The sequence below is a fragment of the Mesorhizobium robiniae genome (genome assembly GCF_040545535.1).
In the GTDB taxonomy this organism is placed as follows: domain Bacteria; phylum Pseudomonadota; class Alphaproteobacteria; order Rhizobiales; family Rhizobiaceae; genus Mesorhizobium; species Mesorhizobium robiniae.
The window spans coordinates 93,796-115,724 of the sequence record NZ_JBEPMC010000011.1 but is presented as its reverse complement, the minus strand read 5'-3'; the positions used below and the strand labels follow the sequence as shown (position 1 = coordinate 115,724).

18 protein-coding genes are annotated in these 21,929 nt (G+C 63.0%); 10 read left to right on the top strand and 8 right to left on the bottom strand.

The features are described from left to right. Window positions 1-94: 94 nt before the first annotated feature. Complete coding sequence (locus ABID19_RS26480) at window positions 95-1,021, bottom strand: LysR substrate-binding domain-containing protein (RefSeq protein ID WP_354493863.1); 927 nt, start codon at window positions 1,019-1,021, stop codon at window positions 95-97. 90 nt (window positions 1,022-1,111) lie between these two features. On the opposite strand from ABID19_RS26480, the gene ABID19_RS26475 reads away from it, so the two are divergent. After that, a complete protein-coding gene (locus tag ABID19_RS26475) occupies window positions 1,112-2,005 on the top strand; it encodes a DMT family transporter (protein ID WP_354493862.1) in 894 nt (297 codons plus the stop codon). Between the two features lie 58 nt (window positions 2,006-2,063). On the opposite strand, the gene mutL is transcribed toward ABID19_RS26475, so the two are convergent. Together mutL and ABID19_RS26465 are read right to left on the bottom strand one after the other, a co-directional pair. Beyond that, complete coding sequence (gene mutL / locus ABID19_RS26470; protein WP_354493861.1) at window positions 2,064-3,938, bottom strand: DNA mismatch repair endonuclease MutL; 1,875 nt, start codon at window positions 3,936-3,938, stop codon at window positions 2,064-2,066. Between the two features lie 75 nt (window positions 3,939-4,013). Further along, window positions 4,014-4,916 carry a LysR family transcriptional regulator gene (locus ABID19_RS26465; RefSeq protein WP_354493860.1) on the bottom strand — a complete coding sequence of 301 codons (903 nt, stop codon included), beginning with the start codon at window positions 4,914-4,916 and terminating at the stop codon, window positions 4,014-4,016. A gap of 104 nt (window positions 4,917-5,020) precedes the next feature. Here ABID19_RS26465 and ABID19_RS26460 point away from each other — a divergent pair, with 104 nt between their 5' ends. Continuing rightward, entirely contained in the window at window positions 5,021-6,010 is a 990-nt protein-coding gene (locus ABID19_RS26460) for a zinc-dependent alcohol dehydrogenase family protein (RefSeq protein ID WP_354493859.1), read from the top strand. Window positions 6,011-6,031: 21 nt separating this feature from the next. Here the strand turns inward: ABID19_RS26460 and ABID19_RS26455 are convergent, their stop codons facing one another. Continuing rightward, complete coding sequence (locus ABID19_RS26455) at window positions 6,032-6,940, bottom strand: LysR substrate-binding domain-containing protein (protein ID WP_354493858.1); 909 nt, start codon at window positions 6,938-6,940, stop codon at window positions 6,032-6,034. Window positions 6,941-7,032: 92 nt separating this feature from the next. On the opposite strand from ABID19_RS26455, the gene ABID19_RS26450 reads away from it, so the two are divergent. The 5 genes from ABID19_RS26450 to ABID19_RS26430 all read left to right on the top strand — a co-directional run bounded on the left by ABID19_RS26450 (window position 7,033) and on the right by ABID19_RS26430 (window position 13,763). Continuing rightward, window positions 7,033-8,583 carry a trimethylamine methyltransferase family protein gene (locus tag ABID19_RS26450; protein WP_354493857.1) on the top strand — a complete coding sequence of 517 codons (1,551 nt, stop codon included), beginning with the start codon at window positions 7,033-7,035 and terminating at the stop codon, window positions 8,581-8,583. A 42-nt stretch (window positions 8,584-8,625) separates the two neighbouring features. After that, complete coding sequence (locus tag ABID19_RS26445) at window positions 8,626-10,275, top strand: ABC transporter substrate-binding protein (RefSeq protein ID WP_354493856.1); 1,650 nt, start codon at window positions 8,626-8,628, stop codon at window positions 10,273-10,275. 184 nt (window positions 10,276-10,459) lie between these two features. Next, window positions 10,460-12,445, top strand: a complete 1,986-nt coding sequence (locus ABID19_RS26440; protein WP_354493855.1) for an oxidoreductase — start codon at window positions 10,460-10,462, stop codon at window positions 12,443-12,445. 264 nt (window positions 12,446-12,709) lie between these two features. Next, complete coding sequence (locus ABID19_RS26435; RefSeq protein ID WP_354493854.1) at window positions 12,710-13,186, top strand: DUF3828 domain-containing protein; 477 nt, start codon at window positions 12,710-12,712, stop codon at window positions 13,184-13,186. 4 nt (window positions 13,187-13,190) lie between these two features. Continuing rightward, window positions 13,191-13,763, top strand: coding sequence for a hypothetical protein (locus tag ABID19_RS26430; RefSeq protein WP_354493853.1), 573 nt, complete (start codon window positions 13,191-13,193; stop codon window positions 13,761-13,763). Between the two features lie 20 nt (window positions 13,764-13,783). Here ABID19_RS26430 and queF read toward each other — a convergent pair whose 3' ends face one another. Continuing rightward, complete coding sequence (queF, locus tag ABID19_RS26425; protein ID WP_354493852.1) at window positions 13,784-14,245, bottom strand: preQ(1) synthase; 462 nt, start codon at window positions 14,243-14,245, stop codon at window positions 13,784-13,786. Between the two features lie 113 nt (window positions 14,246-14,358). Here queF and ABID19_RS26420 point away from each other — a divergent pair, with 113 nt between their 5' ends. Beyond that, window positions 14,359-16,404, top strand: coding sequence for an NADH:flavin oxidoreductase (locus ABID19_RS26420; RefSeq protein ID WP_354493851.1), 2,046 nt, complete (start codon window positions 14,359-14,361; stop codon window positions 16,402-16,404). A gap of 143 nt (window positions 16,405-16,547) precedes the next feature. Here the strand turns inward: ABID19_RS26420 and ABID19_RS26415 are convergent, their stop codons facing one another. Then, complete coding sequence (locus tag ABID19_RS26415) at window positions 16,548-16,955, bottom strand: hypothetical protein (protein ID WP_354493850.1); 408 nt, start codon at window positions 16,953-16,955, stop codon at window positions 16,548-16,550. Between the two features lie 116 nt (window positions 16,956-17,071). Here ABID19_RS26415 and ABID19_RS26410 point away from each other — a divergent pair, with 116 nt between their 5' ends. Continuing rightward, window positions 17,072-17,500 carry a MarR family winged helix-turn-helix transcriptional regulator gene (locus ABID19_RS26410; RefSeq protein ID WP_354493849.1) on the top strand — a complete coding sequence of 143 codons (429 nt, stop codon included), beginning with the start codon at window positions 17,072-17,074 and terminating at the stop codon, window positions 17,498-17,500. A 29-nt stretch (window positions 17,501-17,529) separates the two neighbouring features. Here ABID19_RS26410 and ABID19_RS26405 read toward each other — a convergent pair whose 3' ends face one another. Together ABID19_RS26405 and ABID19_RS26400 are read right to left on the bottom strand one after the other, a co-directional pair. Further along, the gene (locus tag ABID19_RS26405) at window positions 17,530-18,273 is read right to left on the bottom strand and encodes a polysaccharide deacetylase family protein (RefSeq protein ID WP_354493848.1); all 744 of its coding nucleotides are present in this window, start codon (window positions 18,271-18,273) and stop codon (window positions 17,530-17,532) included. A gap of 65 nt (window positions 18,274-18,338) precedes the next feature. Continuing rightward, window positions 18,339-20,411 carry a putative bifunctional diguanylate cyclase/phosphodiesterase gene (locus tag ABID19_RS26400; protein WP_354493847.1) on the bottom strand — a complete coding sequence of 691 codons (2,073 nt, stop codon included), beginning with the start codon at window positions 20,409-20,411 and terminating at the stop codon, window positions 18,339-18,341. 278 nt (window positions 20,412-20,689) lie between these two features. On the opposite strand from ABID19_RS26400, the gene ABID19_RS26395 reads away from it, so the two are divergent. After that, window positions 20,690-21,877, top strand: a complete 1,188-nt coding sequence (locus tag ABID19_RS26395; protein ID WP_354493846.1) for a glycine C-acetyltransferase — start codon at window positions 20,690-20,692, stop codon at window positions 21,875-21,877. Window positions 21,878-21,929: the final 52 nt, after the last annotated feature.

Below are 21,929 nucleotides of genomic sequence, written 5' to 3'. Positions count from 1 at the left end.
CAAGGTCAAGCTTGGAGCGAGGCAGGTTGGGTTTAGTCGGCTCCGTTTGCACGACAACCAGCCTAGCAAGCCGGCAAAGCGGACGCCGGGCATCTTACTGTTCGGCCACGATGAAATCCTCGATCTTCTCCGCCGGCAGCCCGGCCTGCATCGCGATGCGCCGGGCGAGCTCGGCTGCGGCGGCGCGAGGTCGTCCCAGCGGCCGGTCGAGCCAGTAGGATATTGGGCTCAGAACGCTGCGCTGGTCGGCTGCGACGATGCGGCCCGACTTTAGCTGATCCACGGTCAGTGGTGGCCGTGCCAGCGCGATGCCAAGCCCGTGGGCTGCCGCATCGAGCACCAGATTGTAGTCCTCGAAGCGGCGGTCCTGCGGGCGAGGGCGGTAGTCCATGTCCTGCGCGGCAAACCAGGCGCGCCAGGCCGAGGCGTCGGAATCGTTGATCAGCGGAAATTTGAGCAGCCGGGCCGGGTCGCCGCGCCCGATTTCCTTGGCGAGTTCCGGCGAGGCGACGGGGAAAACATGTTCCTCGAAAAGCCGCACCGAGACGCGGCCCGGAATACGGCCGCGTCCACAGCGGACCGAAAGATCGATGCCCTCGTCGGCAAGGTCGGCCTGGCGGTTGTCGACATCGAGCACGATGCGCAGCTTGCTGGGGTTGTTCTCAAGCGCGGCCATACGCGGCATCAACCACAGGCCGCTGACCGAGGGGATCGAGGCCAGCCGCACCACCGCGGTGCCGCGCGGCTCGATCCAACGGTCCGAATTGCTTGCGATCAGCGAGAAGGCTTCGGTGGTCCGCAGATGCAGGCGAGTCCCCTCGATGGTGAGCGAGACGCCGCGCGCGCCACGGTCGAACACTTTCAGCCCGAGCCAGTCCTCGAGCTTGGCGATCTGCCGGCTGACGGCACCATGGGTGAGGTTGAGCTTTTCTGCGGCGGCAGAAAAACTCCCTGTTCGCGCTGCGGCGTCGAAGGCGCGCAAGGTCTCTAGCGGCAGCATCGGTTCTGAGCTGTGATCCATACTCACAGGTGGCTCTCGATTTGGTCGTTTGTCAACCGCCCCGGAATGGCGTTTTCTCTCTTCATGGCATCGAAGAGCAAGGACAGCGAGATGAGCGTCTATACCGGCACGTTGAATCCGACACAGCGCATGGATACCACGGCGGCCATCGCGGTGGCGCTCACAGTCATCGGCTGGGCCTCCGCTTTCCCGGCCATCCGCGCCGGTCTCGCCGCCTTCGATCCGCTGGAACTCGGCGCGCTGCGCTTTGCCATCGCGGCGGTGCCGGCGGCGATCTTCCTTGCCGTCAAGCGGCCGGCGCTGCCCCGGCTCGACGAATTGTGGCGGTTTGCCTTCGGTGGCGCCATCTTCGTCGCGCTGTACACGGCAATGCTCAATTTCGGCGAGCTGACGGTCTCGGCGGGTGCGGCCGGCTTCATCATCAATGTCAGCCCGATCTTCACCGCCATCATGGCCATGGCGCTGCTCGGCGAGCGCTTTTCGGGCATGGCCTGGGCCGGCACCGCCATCTCCTTCGCCGGCATCGGAATTATAGCCATGGGCGAGGGGCAGGGCCTGCATTTCAACATCGGTGCGCTGCTGGTGCTTGGTTCAGCCCTGTGCTCGGCCGTCAACACCATCGTCCAGAAACCGTTGTTTGCCCGCCATCACCCGCTGACCATTGCCGCTTCCAACATGGTGCTCGGCGCGCTCTGCCTTGCACCATTCCTGCCGAACGCACTCTCGCAAGCAGCGGTCGCCGACACCGCCGGCCTTGGCGCCGTCATCTTTCTCGGCATCGTGCCGAGCCTCATCGCCTACGCCGCCTGGGCAACGGCACTTTCCCGGCTGCCGGCGGCGCGCGCCTCGAACTTCCTCTATCTGGTTTCGCCGGTGGCGACGCTGATCGGCTTTTTCTGGTTGGGCGAGGTACCGACACTGCTCGGCATTCTCGGTGGAGCGCTGGCGCTTGGCGGCGTGATCGTGGTGAATTTGAATAGGTGATTCAAACGCTTGGGGTGACTCAAAGAGCCGCCGCAGAGCGGCTCTTTTCGCATTCAAGCTAGCGCCTGCCGAACAGCCGCTCGATATCAGCGAGCTTGAGCTCGATATAGGTCGGGCGGCCGTGGTTGCAGGTGCCGGAGCCCGGCGTCGCCTCCATCTGGCGCAGCAGCGCGTTCATCTCTTCGGGCTTCAGCAGGCGACCGGAACGCACCGAGCCGTGGCAGGCCATGGTCGCGGCTATCCTGTCCAGTCGCTCTTTCAGCGTGTCGACCGTGTCGTTGTCGGCGATCTCGTCGGCAAGGTCGCGCACCAGCTGCTGGACATTGGTTTCGCCGAGCATCGACGGCGTCTCGCGTACCGCGACCGCACCCGGGCCGAAGCGCTCGACGGCGAGGCCGAAGCGGGCCAGCGTTTCGGAGTGCGTGGCAAGCCGCTCGGCATCCTCTTCCGGCAGATCGACGATCTCGGGCAGCAGCAGCATCTGCGAAGGCACGGCGCGCGAATGCAGCGCGTTCTTCAGTGCCTCGTAGACCAGCCGCTCATGCGCTGCATGCTGATCGACGATGACGAGGGAATCCCTGGTCTGCGCGACGATGTAGTTCTCATGCACCTGGGCGCGTGCGGCGCCCAGCGCCATGCCAAGCAGCGTCTCCACCGCTTCGTCTTGCCCGGCCCGCGCGTCGGCGCTGTGAAGCGGTCCGGCGTCGAACGCCGCTTGATCGGTTTCGCCGAAGCCGCCATTTCCTGGTGCGGTCTCTTCAAATCCCATGTCCAGGGGCCGCTGCGACGAGCGGGCCGGATCGAAACCGGTGGAGCCGGAGGCCCGGTAGGCCGCCTCGTAGCTACGGTGGCCATTGGCCGGGCCGGCATGCGCATAGGACGCCGCGCCCGGCCGGAATGCCGCCATCATGCCGGCGGCTCCTGATGTGGCAGCACGGATGCCGGCATTGGCCAACGCTTCGCGAATGGCGCCGACGATCAGCCCGCGCACCAGCCCCGGATCGCGGAAGCGGACATCGGCCTTGGCCGGATGGACATTGACGTCGACGATTGCCGGATCGAGCGTCAGGAACAGCACCGTCACCGCATGGCGGTCGCGCGGCAGCACGTCGGCGAAGGCGCCACGGATGGCGCCGGCGATCAGCTTGTCGCGCACCGGCCTGCCGTTGACATAGGCATATTGCTGCAGCGCGTTGGCACGGCTGAAGGACGGGATCGAGACGTGCCCGGCGAGATGCACGCCGTCACGCACGGCGTCGATGGCGATGGCATTCTCCGGAAAGTCGGCGCCCATCACTTGCGCGACGCGGCGCAGCCGGCCTTCCTGGCTGCCGTCGGTCGCCTGCAGCTCCAGTGTCGAGCGATCGGAACCGGCCAGCGTGAAGCGTACGGCGGGAAAGGCGATAGCGATGCGTTTGATCACATCGCTGGTCGCCGAGCTTTCGGCGCGCTCGCCTTTCATGAATTTGAGCCGCGCCGGCGTGGCGAAAAACAGGTCGCGCACCTCGACCGTGGTGCCGCGATTGGCGGCCGCCGGCTTGACGGCGGACACGCGTCCGCCCTCCATGCCGATCTCGGCGGCGCTGTCGCCGTTGGCCGTGCGCGAGCGGATCGACAGCCGCGCCACCGAGCCGATCGACGGCAGCGCCTCGCCGCGAAAGCCGAGCGAGCGGATGTCGTGAATGTTGTCGGCGAGCTTGGAGGTACAATGACGCGCGATCGCCAGCGCCAGTTCCTGCTCGGGAATGCCCGAGCCGTCATCGGTGACGCGGATCAGGTTCAGCCCGCCGCCGGCGGTGACGATCTCGACTCTGGTGGCGCCGGCGTCGAGTGCGTTCTCGACCAGCTCCTTGACCACGCTTGCCGGACGCTCGATGACTTCGCCGGCGGCGATCTGGTTGATCATCGTTTCGGAGAGCTGGCGAATGGGCATAGGAGCACTATAGGCGGATTCGCGGCCCATGCGGGAGGGGTAGAATTAAGGAATCCGGGCGGCTGACCGCACTCTTCACGTCATGAGCCTGGGCAGTGCTGTCGCCAGCGCGTCCACGGCAAGACGAACCTTCAGCGGCAAGTGGGGTGTCTGCAGCCATAGCGCATAGGCGTCGTAAAGAAATCCCGGCTGGTCTGGCAGCAGCACGACCAGTGCGCCGGCCTGAATACGCTCACGAACCAGCCAGTATGGCAGCCAGGCAAGTCCCATGCCGGCGGCCGCGACATCGGCGATCGCATCGAGGTCGTCGAGCCGCAGCCGGCTGACGGGCATGACTTCCAGCGCGGGCTGGCCGTTGCGCGGAAACAGCCATGGTTGAACGACACGGCCCGAACGGCGGTAGATGATGGCCTGGTGCCTGCCGAGATCCTCTATCTGCCGTGGCCATCCATGCATATCGAGATAGGATGGCGACGCGCAGACGACCATGCGCTGGCGCGCGATGCGCCGCGCCATCACTCCTGCCTGATCCTCCAGATTGCCGGTCCGGATGGCAAGGTCGCAGCCATCCTCTGCAAGATCGGCGAGGGGATCGCTGAACGACAGGTCGAGTTCGAGCGCGGGATATTGCTGCGCCAACTCCAGCAGGATCGGAGCAACGCAGCGCCGGCCGAAATGCACCGGCATGATGACGCGCAGCTTTCCGCGTGGTTCTGAAAGTTGATCGGCCGCCAATGCATCCGCAGCCTCGGCTTCAGCCAGTACCGTCCGGCAGCGCTCATAATAGGCGCGCCCGAAGTCCGTCAGGCTCTGGCGGCGTGTGGTCCGGTTGATGAGGCGCACGCCCAGACGCTCTTCGAGAAACCGGACATGCTTGCCGACCATCGGCCCGGACAGATCGAGAGTGGCAGCAGCCGCCGCGAACGAGCCTAGGTCGACGGTTTTGACGAATACGGCCATGCTCGTAAGGCGATCCATATTCAAAACTCTCAGTTTCTACTGTCCTGCCCAAGCAGCTATTTATCTGCCAGATGGCCGCTGGCATAGCGTATTCGGTTCAAGCATTTTGGAGTGGTGGCCGGATGGCACGTGTTGTTCGTTTTCATGAGCATGGTGGTCCCGAGGTTCTGCGCATCGAGAATCTCGACATTCCCGCGCTAGGTCGAGGCGAGATCCGGATCCGGGTCAAGGCGTTGGGCCTTAACCGGGCCGAGGCGCTGCTGCGTTCGGGCACTTATATCCAGACGCCGCCGTTGCCATCCGGTCTTGGCCTTGAGGCAGCGGGTGTCGTCGAAGCGGTCGGCGAAGGCGTGGACGGTTTTGCGCCAGGTGACGCCGTCAGCGTCGTGCCGCCACTATCGATGGCCTGCTGGCCCGCCTATGGCGAGATCGCCACATATCCCGCGCATCTCGTGGTCAAACACCCGCCGTCGCTCAGCTGGGAAGAGGCGGCAGCCGTCTGGATGCAATATCTCACCGCCTATGGCGCACTGATCGACATCGCCAAGCTCGGCAGGGAGGATTTTGTCGTCATCACCGCGGCATCGAGCAGTGTTGGACTTGCAGCGATCCAGATTGCCAACATCGTTGGTGCGACACCGATCGCAGTCACGCGGACATCTGCCAAGAAGCAGGCCTTGCTTGAGTTCGGCGCGGCTCACGTCATCGCTTCAGCGGGCGAAGATCTGGAAGCCCGGCTGAAGGAAATCGCCGGCCCGGACAACATCCGAGTGGTGGTCGACGCGGTCGGCGGCCCGATTTTCGCGCCTCTGACGGCGGCGATGGCCCGGGGTGGCATTCTCATCGAATATGGCGGCTTGAGCCCCGAGCCGACGCCGTTTCCGCTGTTCGCCGTGCTGGCCAAGACGCTGACGCTGCGCGGCTATCTCGTCCACGAAATCACTGGCAATCCAGCGAAGCTGGAGGCCGCCAAGGCGTTCATCCTCGACGGCCTGATGTCGGGGTCGCTGCGGCCAGCGATCGCCAAAACCTTTCCCTTCGACCGGATCGTCGAGGCGCATCGCTTTCTCGAGTCGAACGAGCAGTTCGGCAAGATCGTCGTGACGGTTTGACCAAGCACGATTGGCATAGCCTCATGCTTGCGCAGCCAGCCAGTCCCGCACCTTGCGGGCATTGTCGCTGAGTTCGCGGTTCTTCGGCCAGATGACATAGAACGCCTTGCCAGTGGTCATGACGTGATCCGTTGCCCGCACTAGCAGCCCTGACGCCAGCAGCCGCTCGGCGAGGTGCCGCCAGCCGAGCGCAATGCCTTGCCCCTCCATCACCGCTTGGATCACCAGGGCATAGTCGTTGATGCGCAGGCCGCGCCCGGCATCGGCCTCGCTGAGACTGGTGCCGGCTGACGCGAACCACTCCTCCCAGCTCGCCGCCTCGCGAAACGGCTCTTCGAGATGAATGAGGCGGTGGACGGCAAGAGCCTTGACGGTATCGGGAAGCCCGAACCGCGCCACATAGCTGGCGCCCGCGACCGGGAAGATCTCCTCGTCGGCCAGCGGCAGCGAGTGATAGTCGGCCCATTCCCTGGGCTCGCCGCCGCGCACGCCGAGCGGGATACCCTCCGCGATGATGTCGAGATCGCGGTCGGCGGTCTGGATGCGCAGATCAATGCCTGGCAGTTCGTCGCGGAACTGCTGCAGGCGTGGCATCATCCAGAAAGAACCGAAAGCGGTCGACGCGGCAAGCGTCACATGGCCGCCGGTCGCCTGCAGGCGCAGATCCTCTGCCGACTTGCGGATGTGCGACAGGCCGAGCGAGACATCGGCATGAAAGCGGTCGCCGGCTTCGGTAAGACTGACTTGCCGATGGCGGCGCTGAAAGAGCTTGGCGCCGAGCTGCTCTTCAAGGCCGCGGATCGCATAGGACACGGCAGCCTGCGTCATGCCGAGCTCCCTGCCAGCGGCGGTAAAGCTCGACAGCCGCCCGGCGGCCTCGAAGACGATCAGGCTGCCGGCCGACGGCAGCAGATGGCGTAGGCTTCGCATAAGCTGAGTTTATACAAGAGATCAGGATTTTCCAGCGTCACAGCGATATTACGTCTCGCTAAGTTGACTGACCCTGGGAGGATGGAGTTGCCATGAGCGCACCGGCCGTTGAAGTGACCGAACACACCAACCGTCGCAGCGGCGGCCGCCTGGGACGCAAGGCGCTGCGAGGCGCTCCGGTCACGTCGTTCCCAACCCTGGTCCGCAAAATTCCGGTCTATCAGATGGTCCCGGACGAGGCGGTCGAACTGATCCACGAGGAGTCGCTCTCCATCCTCGAAGAGGTAGGATGCGAGTTCCGCGACGACGAGGCGATCGCGATGTGGAAGGCGGCGGGGGCCGACGTTTCGGAAACGAGAGTGCGAATCGACCGCGCCCTTCTGATGGAACTCGTCTCGAAGGTGCCGTCGGAATTCACGCTCAATGCGCGCAACCCTGAGCGCACCGTGCAGGTGGGCGGAAACAACTCGATCTTCGTGCCGATGTATGGCGCGCCTTACGTGCGCGACCTCGACAACAACAGACGCTATGGCACGCTCGCCGATCTCAACAATTTCCACAAGCTCGCCTATATGGCGCCAGCGCTGCACTCGTCGAGCTCGATCATCTGCGAGCCGATGGAAATTGCGGTGCCGAAGCGCCACCTCCACATCATCCATTCGGCGCTAAAGCACTCCGACAAGCCGTTCATGGGCATCGTGACATCAAAGGATCGGGCCGAAGATACGATGGCGATGGCAGGCATCGTCTTCGGCGCGGATTTTGTCCGCGACAACCCGGTCCTGGTGGCGATCACCAACTGCAACTCGCCGCTGGTTTGGGATGCCACCATGCTCGACGCGATGAAGGTCTATGCGCGCCACAACCAGCCGCTGATCCTGGCGCCTTTCGCGCTGTGCGGCGCCTCGACTTCGGCTTCCGCCGTGGGAGCGGTCGCGCAGGTCAACGCCGAAGCGCTGGCAGGCATCGCTTTCACCCAGCTGCTGCGTCCGGGTTCGCCGCAGATCTACGGACAGTTCATGGTGACGGTCGACATGAAGACCGGCGCGCCCATGGGCGGCACGCCGGAGGCGGCCCAGATGATGTATCTGATGGGAGCATTGGCGCGCAAATACCGGCTGCCATGGCGAACGTCGGGCTTCCATGTCGGGTCGAAGCTGAACGATGCGCAGGCGGGCTACGAGGCGAACATGCTGATGCATGCCGCCATTCTCGCCGGCGCCAACTACATCTGGCACTCGGCCGGATGGCTCGAGGCCGGCCTGACCTGCGGCTATTCGAAATTCGCGACGGACTGCGAACAGCTTGTCGGCTGGTACAAATACGCCGGCGGGCTCCCGTTCGACGATTTCAAGGAGGCCATGGCGGCAATCCGCGAGGTGGGGCCGCAGGGCCATTTCCTCGGCACCCAGCACACGCTCGACCATTTCCAGTCCGCCTTCTTCATACCGAGCATCATGGACTTCAATTCGTTCGAACAGTGGAAGGCCGAAGGGGCAAAGGACCACGACACCCGCGGCCGCGAGAAAGCGCGCAACATGCTTGCGGACTACGAGGAGCCGAAGCTCGATCAAGGCGTCGCCGATGGCCTGAGAGATTTCATCGCGCAGCGCGAGGAGCGGCTGCCGGACAGCGTTAGTTGATGCAACGGGCGAAGACCCAACGGGAACCACAGGGAGGAAAAAATGGCACTCTTCAGAAGCAACGGTGATCGCGTGCCGGATGCTATCGAGGCGATGGCGCACGAAGCCCGCTCAGGTCGTATGGACCGGCGCGAGTTTCTGGCACTGGCGAGCGCCTTTGGGGCATCGACAGCGCTTGCCTATGGCATGATCGGCCTTGCCGTGCCGGAACGGGCCTTGGCCGAAGAACCGAAGAAAGGCGGAACGCTGCACGTTTCGATGTCGGTGAAGGCACAGAAGGATCCGCGCACTTACGACTGGGTGGAGCTTGCGAACATCTCGCGCTGCTGGCTGGAGCCGCTTGTCCGTTATACGCGCGAATTCACATTCGAGCCGGTCCTGCTCGAAAGCTGGGATGTCAACGACGACGCCACCGAATACGTGCTGCATGTGCGCAAGGGCATCACCTGGAACAACGGCGATGCTTTCAACGCCGATGACGTGGTCTACAACCTGACGCGCTGGTGCGAGAAGGGTGCGGCCGGCAATTCCATGGCCGCCCGCGTCGGTGCGCTGATCGACGAGAAGACCGGCAAGGCCAAGGATGGCGCGATCAGCAAGGTCGACGACAGCACGGTCAAGCTGAAGCTGAACGAGCCTGACATCTCGCTGATCCCCAACTTCACCGACTATCCGGCGCTGGTGGTCCACCGCAATTTCGACGCCGACGGTGCGGATCCTATCAAGAAGCCGATCGGCACTGGCCCCTTCGAGCTCGTCTCTTACGATGTCGGCCAGAAAGCCGTCGTCAAGCGCCGCGAGAACGGCAAGTGGTGGGGTGGTGAAGCGCCGCTCGATAGCGTCGAATTCATCGACTACGGCACCGACTTCAACGCCTCGGTGAACGCGTTCGAGTCCGGCGAGATCGACCTCAATTTCGAGACGCCCGCCGACTTCATCGACATCCTCGACAAGATGGGGTTGGAGAAGACCGAGGTCGCGACCGCGACGACGCTCGTTGCCCGGACCAACATCACGCACAAGCCCTATGACGACCAACGGGTGCGCAACGCCCTGCAGATGGCCGTCGACAACAATGCCGTGCTCCAACTTGGCTACGCCGGGCGAGGCACCCCAGGTGAAAATCACCATGTCAGTCCAATCCATCCGGAATACTACCCGCTGCCGAAAAAGACGCGCGACGCGGCGGGCGCCAAGAAGCTGATGGCTGAGGCCGGACAGGCCGATTTCGAGCATGAACTGATCACCGTTGAGGACGATTGGCAAAAGAACACCGGCGACGCGATTGCCGGCCAGTTGCGCGATGCCGGGATCAAGGTGAAGCGCACGGTGCTTCCAGGGTCGACCTTCTGGAACGACTGGACGAAATATCCCTATTCCATGACGATCTGGTACATGCGCGCGCTTGGCGTTCAGGTGCTGGCGCTCGGCTATCGCACCGGCGAGGCCTGGAATGAATCGGCATATTCGAATCCCGATTTCGACGCCAAGCTCAAGCAGGCTCTTTCACTCATCGATGTGGAGAAGCGGCGCGAGGTTATGAAGGACGTCGAGCAGATCCTGCAGGATTCGGGCGTTATCGTTCAGCCGTTCTGGCAGAAGCTGTTCAGCCATATGGACAAGAAGGTGAAGAATTACGCTGTCCACCAGACCTTCGAAATGGATCTCCAGAACGTCTGGCTGGACGCGTAATTTCCAAAGCTTGGCAACAAGCCGCGCTGGCACTCGATGGGGCGACGGCGCGGCTCGATCAACAATCAGAGCATAGCGATGAAGTGCAGGCACGACGTTGACCACGCTTGAGCACAGCAGTCCGATCTGATCGGCATCGGGCCAGTATTCGCCATGCTGTCGCGCGTTGAACGAGAGAGGGCATATGTCTGAGCGGGCCTTCAAGCGTCTATTCGAGCCAGCAACGTTGCGTGGCAAAACGCTGCGCAACAGGATCGTGTTTGGAGCGCATACCGCGAACATGGCCGAGAATGGGCTGTCGACCGAGCGCCATGTCGGCTACTATGCCGAACGGGCGATCGGCGGTGCCGGCATGATCGTGGTCGAGCCGATGCCTGTACATCAGGCTGCGGTGCTGACGCGCGGTAACTTTCGCCCTTGTGACGACAGCGTCGTTCCTCATTTTCGCAAAGTAACCGAGGCGATCCGCAGCAATGGCGCCATCGCCATCCAGCAGCTCTACCATGTCGGTCAACACGCGGACGCGGATAACTCGTTCCATGCTGGCTGGTCGCCTTCAGGCTTGCCGAGTTATCACGACTCCGACGGTTCGCATCGAATGTCCGAGCGCCAGATCGAAGAGACGATCGACGGCTTCGTACAGGCAGCACGCCGCTGCCGCGAGGCCGGATTCGACGGCGTCGAGGTCTGGGCCGCGTACCATTCGATGCTGGACCAGTTCTGGACGCCTTGGTCGAACCGCCGAGACGACCAATGGGGCGGCAGCCTTCAAAATCGGACGCGCATGAGCCGCGAGGTGATGACCCGCATCCGCAGGGAATGCGGCGAGGACTTCATCATTGGTCTGGCGATCAACGACGAACCCGAAGTCGAGGTGGCGCTGAAGCGAGAAGCGTTGGCCGAGATAATCGACGTGCACGACCGCGACGCCTTGATGGATTATGTCACCTGTGGATCGGGTTCCTACTTCGATTTCTACAAGATCATGCCAACCTTCTTTTATCCGGAAAAGCTCGGTGCGGACCTCGCGGCGGTACTCAAATCGACCGTGAACCACGCGCTGATCACCGCCGAGAGCCACATTCGTACTCCTGAAAACGCCGAGAGCGTGCTGAGTGAAGGCCGCGCCGACCTCGTTTCCATCGTCCGCGGTCAGATCGCCGATCCGCACCTTGCCGCAAAGGCTGCCGCCGGACGGCACGAGGACATCCGCGGGTGCCTGTCCTGCAACCAGATGTGCTGGGGCCGACGCAGCCGCGACTACTGGATCAGCTGCGTGATCAATCCGTCGGCGGGACGAGAATGGGAATGGGGAGGCGACCGCTTCTCCCCGGCCGTTCGGCCGAAATATGTGTTTGTCGTTGGCGGGGGTCCGGCCGGTCTCGAAGCTGCGCGTGTGGCAGCCGAGCGGGGTCACCGTGTCACGCTGGCCGAGGCATCGGACCGCCTCGGGGGGCAATTCCGACTTGCCGGTCTACAGCCGCGCCGGGCGCAAATCCTGGATCTCATCGGTTGGTATCAGCGCCAGCTTAGCCAGCTTCAGGTGGACGTGCGGTACGGTCAGTATGTCGAAGCTGAGGATGTAGAGCGCGAGGGTGCGGATCATGTCATTGTCGCCACCGGCTCCTTGCCGCAAGCCGGGGCTTTCCAAAGGGCACTGCCGCAATGGGATAGCATTCCGGGTGGCGGCCCGGCTCTCTCTGCCGAAGCTGTGATGGCCAGGGAGGCAAGGCCGGGAAAACGTGTGATTATCCTGGACGACGGCGGCAACTGGAAAGGATGTGGCACCGCCTGGAAACTCGCCGAGGACGGTCACGCCGTGACAATCGTGACACCCGACGCCCTGGTTGGCAAAGAACTCCAGCGAATGGCCGTGGACGCGCCGCTGCGTCGAGCGCTCGCCGGGCTGAAGGTCAAGTTTGTCACCGAGAGCGCCGTCGTGCACTGGGATGGCAAGACGGCCAGAATTGCTTCGCTGCTCGACGGGACCGAGCAAGAGTTAGAGGCCGACGCTTTGGTCTTCGCCGCCACCAATATGGCGGAGGACAGCCTGTCCATCGAACTCGAAAGGCGCGGTATCGGGCATACCTCTATCGGCGATTGTACCGCCTCCAGGCAGGCGGCATTTGCCATTCATGACGGGCGCAAGGTGGCACTTGGCCTTGATTGATTGTGCTCGTCAGGGATCTGTTCCCGTCTCACCGATTTCTGAATCGCAGTTGCCGACTCTTTTGCGACGGCTTGATCGAGCCCTCGGCCCGCATCGCCACGACCGCCGGAGCGGTCGCACTGCGGAACTGCAGAGACCTTCAGAACTTCTGGCTGAGCGTCGGGGGCTGGCGCTCCAGGACTTCAGGAGCCGCAAAAAAGCCGATATGCAGGGTGCGTGGTACTGGACCTTGCCAGTTCGCCGCCGATCGCCCGGAGAGCCCCGATGAAACCGATAGTGCTGGCCGTTGCCTTTTCTCTTGCCGTGCCGGCCGCCGCCCTGGCGGGCCCGGCTTCAAATGCCGTGAAGTTCTTCTACGTGCCCGAAGTGAAGTTCGAGGCCGACGCGAAGTACCGCGACCGCTTCACCGAGCCGGTGACCAGGCTGTTCGATCTCAACGACCAGGCGCAGAAGAACAGACCGGATGAAGTGCCCTGCATCGACTTCGCCCCCGGACTTGACGCGCAGGACTACGACGAGAAGACCGTCGCCAAGACGCTCAAGCTGTCTGAGGCGGTGGATGGCGAACGCGCCGAGGTGACGGTGACCTTCAATCTCTTCCCGGAAGGCGACGATTCCAAACGCGAAATGGTCTGGTCTCTCAGGAAGGTCGACGGCAAATGGAAGGTCGCCGACATCGCTTCCAAATCCAGCGGCTGGACGCTCAGCGCGCTGGAGTGCATGCCCGGTTCGGCGGAGTGATGTCGTGCTTCGTCGCCTTGTCCTGGCACTCTCGTTGGTCTCGATGCCGGCTGCCGGGCTGAACGGCGGCGCCTTGGCGCAAGATCTGTTTCGCGCGCCGCCGCAGAACGCGCCTTCCGGCGGCGCCGGCAACCCGCCCGCCGACACATCTTCCGCGAACCCGCCGGCGCCGGCACCGGCCGCACCGGTACTGCCGGGGTCGCCGACGGCGGTGGTGAAACCGTTCTACGAGCATCTCGGGCTGGAGCTCGACCTGGCCGAGCGCAAGAATTTCATCGACCCGGCCAAGACCGTGCTCGACAAGAGCGATGCGCTCAGAAAATCGGGGCAGGGCGAATGCCTCGATCCCAACATGGCGCTCGACAATGCCGATTACGATAAGCTTGCGATCGACAAGAGCCTGAAGACCATCGAAGCGGTCAATGGCGATGAGGCCAAGGTGGTCGTCGCCTTCGCCGTCGAGGGCAATGCGCACCGGCTGGAGTGGAAGCTCAGGAAGGTGGATGGCGGCTGGAAGATATCGGATCTTCTGTCGGTGACTGGCGAATGGGCGCTGAGCCAGTATCAGTGCGAATGACTACGATCGCATCAGACCGCTCAACCCCTTCCGCGATAGGGCGCGACGCCGGTGTCGGGGAGCCATGCGCCTTCCGGCGGCGCGCCGGTCTGCCAGTACACGTCGATGGGAATGCCGCCGCGCGGATACCAATAGCCGCCAATGCGCAACCACAACGGCTTGGTCGCGGCGATAATGCGGCGGCCGATCATGACGGTGCACTCTTCATGGAAGGCGCCATGGTTGCGAAACGAGGTCATGAACAGCTTGAGCGACTTCGATTCCACCAGCAGCGTGTCGGGTGCATAGTCGATGACGATATGAGCAAAATCGGGCTGGCCGGTTACGGGGCAGAGCGAGGTGAATTCCGGGCAGGTGAAGCGCACGATAGCCGGCGGCCCGTCGCCGCGCGCAAACGGCACGGTTTCCAGGACTGCCGCTTCAGGGCTCTGTGGTGCCTCGACGTTGGTGCCGAGTTGGGTAAGGTTTTTCGTATCGGTCATGGGCGGGTTCCTTACTGCATGTCGCCCAAAACTACGCAGCGGTTTTGGGATAACGACAGGCGTAAAATCAAAATTTGCCGCTCATTAGCACAATTTGAAACAGCAGGAAGACGATGACCAGCAACGATCCGCTTCTCCAGCCCTATCAACTCAAACATCTGGCGCTGAAGAACCGGGTCATGTCGACCAGTCACGAGCCGGCCTATTCCGAAGACGGCATGCCGAAAGAGCGATACCGACTCTACCATGCCGAAAAAGCCAAAGGCGGCATGGCGCTGACCATGACGGCAGGCTCGGCGATCGTCTCGCGCGACAGCCCAGCCGCCTTCGGCAATCTGCACCTCTATGACGACCGCATCGTGCCATGGCTCAAAGACCTCACCGATGCCTGCCATGAGCATGACTGCAAGGTGATGATCCAGATCACCCATCTCGGCCGCCGCACCGGATGGAACAAGGCCGACTGGCTGCCGGTGCTGTCCGCGTCGCCGGTGCGCGAGCCGGCGCATCGCGCCTTCCCCAAGACCATCGAGGATTGGGACATCGAGCGCATCGTTACTGACTACGCCGCGGCCGCCCAGCGCTGCCAAGCCGCCGGACTCGACGGCATTGAGTTCGAGGCTTACGGCCATTTGATGGATGGCTTCTGGTCGCCGGCCACCAACCAGCGCGACGACGAGTTCGGCGGTACGCTCGACAACCGCTTGCGCTTCACCAATATGGTGCTCGAAGCGGTGCGGGCTGCGGTCGGCCAAAAGTTCGTCGTCGGCATCCGCATGGTCGCCGACGAGGATTTCGAGAAGGGCCTTTCGAAACAGGAGGGTGTCGAGATCGCCAGGCGGCTGGCCGGTTCCGGCAAGGTCGATTTCCTCAACATCATCCGCGGCTCGATCGAGAGCGACGCGGCGCTGACCAAGGTCATCCCGGTGACTGGCATGCGCTCCTCGCCGCATCTTGATTTTGCCGGCGAGGTGAGGGCGGCGACGAAATTCCCGACCTTCCATGCGGCGCGCATTTCCGACGTCGCCACCGCACGTCATGCCATCGCCACGGGAAAACTCGATATGGTCGGCATGACCCGCGCCCATATCGCCGACCCGCATATCGTGAGGAAAGTGATGGAGGGTCGCGAGCATGAAATCCGCCCTTGCGTCGGCGCCACCTATTGCCTCGACCGCATCTATGAGGGCGGCGAGGCGCTGTGCGTCCACAATGCGGCGACCGGCCGCGAGGCCGAGATCCCGCACATCATCGTTAAGACCGCGGGTCCAAAGCGCAAGGTGGTGATCGTCGGCGCCGGTGCCGGTGGGCTGGAAGCGGCGCGCGTCGCCGCTGAGCGTGGGCATCAGGTGACGGTGCTCGAAGCCTCCAGCCAGGCCGGCGGCCAGGTACGGCTGGCAACGCAGAATCCGCGCCGCAAGGAGCTGATCGGCATTATCGACTGGCGGCTTGCCGAGCTCGACCGGCTCGGCGTCGAGATCCGCTACGACACCTGGGCGGAGAAGGACGATGTTCTGGCGCTGTCGCCAGACGTGGTGGTGGTCGCCACCGGCGGCCTGCCGCAGAACCCGCCGCTAGTTGCAGGCGATAACCTCGTCACTTCCAGTTGGGACATCATGGCCGGCAGCGTCAAGCCTGCCGAAAACGTGCTGCTCTATGACGACAATGGCGGCCATCAGGGCATGGGCGCCGCCGAACTGATCGCCAATAGTGGTTCGAAGCTGGAGCTGGTTTCGCCAGAACGCTTCTTTGCCCCGGAAATGGGCGGCATGAACCACGTGCCCTATATGCGCGCCTTCCAGGAGAAAGGCGTCACCATCACCATCAACACGCGGCTGCGCTCGGTGCGGCGCGAGGGCAATCAGCTGGTCGCCGAGCTTGCCTCCGACTTCGCCGATGGCTGGCGTGGCGAGCGGCGGGTCGACCAGGTGGTGGTCGAGCACGGCACGCTGCCGCTCGACGATCTCTATCTGGCGCTCAAACCGCTGTCGAAGAACGGCGGCGCAGTCGATTACGAGCGGCTGGTCAGTGGCGGCGACATTTTTCCCCAGCGCAATCCGCAAGGCGGTTTCGTGCTCTTCCGCATTGGCGACGCGGTCGCCTCGCGCAACATCCACGCCGCCATCTATGACGGCATCAGGTTCGGCCTGCGGATCTGACGATCGCTGGATTGATTGGTGGCGCGCAGCCGAACCCTTCGCAGGGAGAGCCACCTTCCGCTTAGGCCCGGTGCGCGCCGCGCACGCCGCCGGCTGGAGCCGGGCACCGTACGATCTCGTGAATTGGATCGCGGTAGCGCCGCTCAAAACATCCTGGCGGTGGCCATGCAGAACACGGTGATGACCAGTAGTCCGCCGGCGATGCGTTCGCCTTTTGTCATCTTCGCGCGCAACTGGGTCTGCGTCGCGGCGTCGGCGCCGGCAAGCTGCCTGCTGGCGGAGCCCACCAGCGCGCCTTGCACGCCGGCGGCGATCAAGGCCGTCACGATGCCCAGCGCCAGAACTTTCTCCACCGAGCCGAAAACGCCCTCGTGGAAAAAATACCAGAGCAGTATGCCGGTGAGGAACACCATGCCGGCCGCGCCCATTTGCGGCCGGAAGAACCGTTCCGCCCGGATGTCTGGGTCGCGGGCAACCGCGATAGTCGTGCCGGCCCAGAACACGCCCGCGATGACGTGAAGGCCGAGGATGATGATGTAGACATATTGCATGACCGCATTTCCTCTCTTGCCCACCGCTAGCCATATAGATAGATATCTAATGATTAGATGTCAATGTGTAGGCCGAGCCAGTTCCATAGGCCTTGGCCTTGTTCTAGTGTCGGATCATGACGCCCTTTGACCGCCCGCCAATCGGGATGAATCTCGCCCGGACCGCAAAGCTTGTCGCACAGGCCTTCGACGCAGCCTTGGTCGAGGCGGGCGGCACGTTGCCGGTCTGGGTCACCCTGCTGTCGGTCAAGTCGCGCGAACTGGCCAACCAGCGCGAACTCGCCGGCATGATCGGCATTCGGGGTGCAACGCTGACCCACCATCTCAACGCCATGGAAACGCAGGGCTTGCTGACCCGGCGCCGCGATCCCGTCAACCGCAGGGTTCACCAGGTCGAGCTGACCGAAGCCGGCGAGGCGCTGTTCCTGAAACTGCGCACCGCCGCGTTCGCCTTCGACAAGCGGCTGCGGAAGGGGCTGTCCGACGACAGGCTGGCGGAGTTTGCGGAAGTACTGGCGGTACTGCGGGCGAATGTCGAGGGCTAGGTGTCGCAGTCCGAATCTACCTGACGTGCTCAGCCGTCATAGCCGGAGATCGCGCCGAAAGTGTAACCGCGCAGCTTCAGCGCCTTGATCAGGGCCGTCAGGTTCGCCTTGCCGTCGAACACGTCCTGAAACATCTCGTCATGCATCAGCAGGATCAGCTTGCCCGGTTTGACGAAGCGGCCATAGCCGAACAAATGATCGATTTCGCTGACCAGATGATCGACGGTCTGCACCGGCTTGCCGCTGTTTTCGTGGACCCATTCATGATCCCAGCCGTAGAGGTAGAAGCCGGACGCGGCGACGAACTCGTAGTCGGGGTCCTCGCGGCCCTCTTCCGCCAGTCCCAGTGAAGTGTCGTTCTTCGACATCGAGAGCAGCCTGAACACGTCGCGCCCCGGCAGCCGTGCATGGACCGATGGTTTCAACCCCAGCACCGCGTTGGCCCGCAGCATGTCGGCGACGACCCCTTCGGTGTCGCCATAGAAGTGCCGGTAGTGGTTGTATGCGTGGCTGTAGCTGTGGTTGCCGATCGTCACCAGCGGCATCCTCTTGGCGCGCTGCACCAGCGCTTTGTTGAGCCCGTTCGCCTGGGCATGCATGCCAACCATGAAGAGAGTCGCCGGAACTTGCTCGGCCTCGAGCACATCGAGAATGTTGCTGGTGCCGGTCAGCGGGCCGTCGTCGAAGGTGAGATAGATGGTGCGATCGGCGGCGCCTGCCGGGAAAGCAAAAAACAGCACGATCAGCACGGCAAGGCGAAGCGGCATCAGCATCCGGAATATCCGTTTCCGATCATGACAGGCGGCAATTTCCGAGGAGGCTTGTCAAGGTTGGCGCCTTACGCCAGGCTTCCCTGTAGCACTCTGAACCTGGCCTTCCTCGGCGCCCGCGCGACCAGCCATTCGCGTGCCTTGTCCTGCGGCATCGGGAAGGCGATGGAATAGCCCTGCACCTGGTCGCAGCCGATCACCATCAGCGAATCGAGCTCGGCCTCGGTTTCCGCGCCCTCGGCGACGATCGAGATGCCAAGGCCGCGGGCGAGTTCGGTGATGGCTCGCACGATCTTGGTGTTGTCGCCGTTCTCGTTGATCTTCTGGACGAAGCGACGATCGATCTTCAGCCGGTCGATCTCGTTCGGGTTGACGTGGCTGAGCGATGCGTAGCCGGTGCCGAAATCGTCGAGTTCGAGATGCACGCCGGCGGCGCGGATATGCCGAAGCTTTGCTGCGATGCCGGTTTTCTCATCATCAAGAATGACGGATTCGACGATTTCGAGCGAAAGTCTTTGTGGCGGCAGGCCAGCCCTTTCCAACGTCTCGAAGAGGAAAGCATCGAAATCAGGCTCACGCAGTTCGGAGCCGGACACGTTGACGGCGAGCCGTCCGAAGGCAATGCCGGCGCGGTTCCACTCGGCCGCCGCGCTGATCGCCTTGGCGATGACGATGCGGCCGATCTCTGCCATGAGTCCGCATTTTTCGGCGAGGGGAATGAACTCGCCCGGCGCGATCATGCCGCGCTCGGCGTGTTTCCAGCGAACCAGCGCCTCGATGCCGCCGATCGTGCCACTCGACAATGAAACCTGCGGCTGGAAGTAGACCTGGAACGCCTTCTCCGAGATGGCAATCCTGATGTCATGCTCGAGCTGTTTGCGGTGATCGAGTTCCTGCCGCAACTCTTCGGAGAAGAATGAGAGACTGCCGCCGTTCTGCTTCTTGGCGCAGTGGAGCGCGAGGTCGGCGTGGACGAGCAGATCTCGTGCATTGTCGGCGTCGACCGGATAGACGGCCACGCCGGCACTGGCGCCCGGAAGGATGGTCGTGCCCTGAAAGACGATCGGCTCGTTGACCTTTCTCAGGGTGCGCCTGGCAACCATGTTGATATCCTCGGTCCCGCCGGCACCATCGAGAATCATCACGAATTCGTCGCCGCCGAGACGAACGCAGAGATCCGACGTCCGGCAAGAATCGCGCATCCGCTGCGCCGTCACCACCAGCACATAGTCGCCGGCGGCGTGGCCGAGTGTGTCGTTGATCTGCTTGAACCGGTCGAGGTCCAGCTGGACCGCCGCAAGCCGTTCTCGCCGACGCTGCGCGCCCTTGATCAACCTATCGAAATGGTCGGTCAGGAAAGTGCGGTTGTGCAGGCCGGTAAGGCCGTCATGCACGGCGATGAAGGCCATCGAATTGCGGGCATCGATCAACTCATGCGTTTTGCGCAGAATGGCGTTCGACATCGGCCTGAAGATGAAAAGCGCCACCAGCACGATGACGCCGATGGTGGTGTAGAACAGCGTTCGATGGAGATCGAGAAGTGTTTCCGATCGTGCATCGGCATGGGCGCTGATGCGCTGGCCGAGTGCCGCATAGCCCGACAGCGTAGCATTGGCGATGGAAGCGTCGAGGTTGACGCGTTCGCCGCCGCCCTTGTAGCCGCCATTATCGGCCATGCCGAGTTGCGATTCAAACGCCGAAACCAGGCGTCCGCCGTTGGCAATAAGCCCGACCGAGAAGTAATCGAGATGAAACGGCTTGGCGAAAAGTACGCTCTCGATCGATTTTGGGTCGAACCTTGCCGGCGACGCCGGGTGGGCGACGACTCGCTCGAGCAGGAGATCGTAGTTCCTCTCGAACTCCGCCGTTGCCTGTTTGAATGCGGTGACCAGAGCCGGTTGCTGGTCACGCGAAGCAGCACCTGCCGCGTTGGCAAGGAAGACAATGCGTTGCGACAGCGCCTTTTGCGTGCCGACGACGTCGAGCAGCGCATCGTCGTGCCGCTGGGCAGCCATCATCTGCTGGAGAAGGACGAAAGAGGCAATCACCATGGCTGCAATGATCAGCAGCGCCAGCCAATAGCCCGCCCTGATCAACAGTACGAGCCTGCCCGAAATGGTTTGCACCGGCTGCTGCGACATTTTCTGGGGCGGTCCCTCTCGCCGACAGATTGTTAGGTGCGAGAACCATTGGCTTGAAAGTGTTAACAGCTCTGGAAGTCGACGGACCGGCGACAGCGGCAGCGGTGGAAAAGCTCGCGAAATGGTTATTGTGTTCTTTCGCGGCGCGCCCGCATTTGAACATCAGCCATTGGCGCCTTTCGGGGCACTGGCCTTCGCGCCACCAAAGCGGTCGCTTTTGCGGTGGATTTTTCGCCCGCGCGGGGCGACAGTCCATTCAATCTCACCAGGGCCTGATCATGAGCGCGGCATTCCTCTCCCACATCGACAGCGAGCTTCAAGGGCTGAAATCGGCCGGCCTCTACAAATCCGAGCGGGTGATCACCTCGACGCAGTCGGCCGAGATTGAGGTGGGCGGCGAGAAGGTGCTGAATTTCTGCGCCAACAACTATCTCGGCCTCGCCGACAGCGCCGAATTGCGCGACGCGGCCAAGCAGGCACTCGACCGCTATGGCTATGGCATGGCGTCGGTGCGTTTCATCTGCGGCACACAGGAAGAGCACAAGCAGCTCGAAGCAACGATTTCTGGCTTTCTCGGCATGGAGGACACGATCCTCTATGGCTCCTGCTTCGATGCCAATGGCGGCCTGTTCGAGACACTGCTCGGCGAGGAGGATGCGGTCATCTCCGACGCGCTGAACCACGCCTCGATCATCGACGGCGTACGGCTGTCGAAAGCAAAACGCTTCCGCTACGCCAACAACGACATGGCCGATCTGGAGGCGCGGCTGAAGGAGGCAATGGATTGCCGTTTCCGGCTGATCGCCACCGATGGCGTGTTTTCCATGGATGGCATCATCGCCAATCTGAAGGGCGTCTGCGATCTTGCCGAAAAGTATGATGCGATGGTTATGGTCGACGACAGCCATGCCGTCGGCTTCGTCGGCAAGAACGGCCGCGGCTCGGCCGAGCATTGCGGCGTCGAGGGCAGGGTGGATATCATCACCGGCACGCTCGGCAAGGCATTGGGCGGCGCGTCGGGCGGCTACACGTCGGGCAGGAGCCAGGTGGTCGGCTGGCTGCGCCAGCGCTCGCGGCCCTATCTGTTTTCCAACACGCTGATGCCGGCCATCGCCGGCGCCTCGATCCGGGTTTTCGAACTGATCGGTAATGGCGATGCTCTGCGTCAGCGCCTATATGCCAATGCGGCGCGGTTCCGCTCCGAGATGGGTAAGCTCGGCTTCACGCTGGCCGGCGCCGATCATCCGATCATCCCGGTCATGCTAGGCGATGCGACGTTGGCGCAGGAGATGGCGACACGGATGCTGAAGCGCGGCATCTATGTCATCGGTTTTTCCTTCCCGGTGGTGCCGAAAGGCCAGGCGCGGATCCGCACGCAAATGTCGGCCGCCCATTCCAGTGCCGACATCGACCGTGCGGTTGAGGCGTTCGGTGCGGTCGGGCGCGAACTCGGTGTGATTTCCTGAACGGCCGGAACCGAAAAGCGATTCCGGGTCAAGAGATTCAAGCGACTAAGGT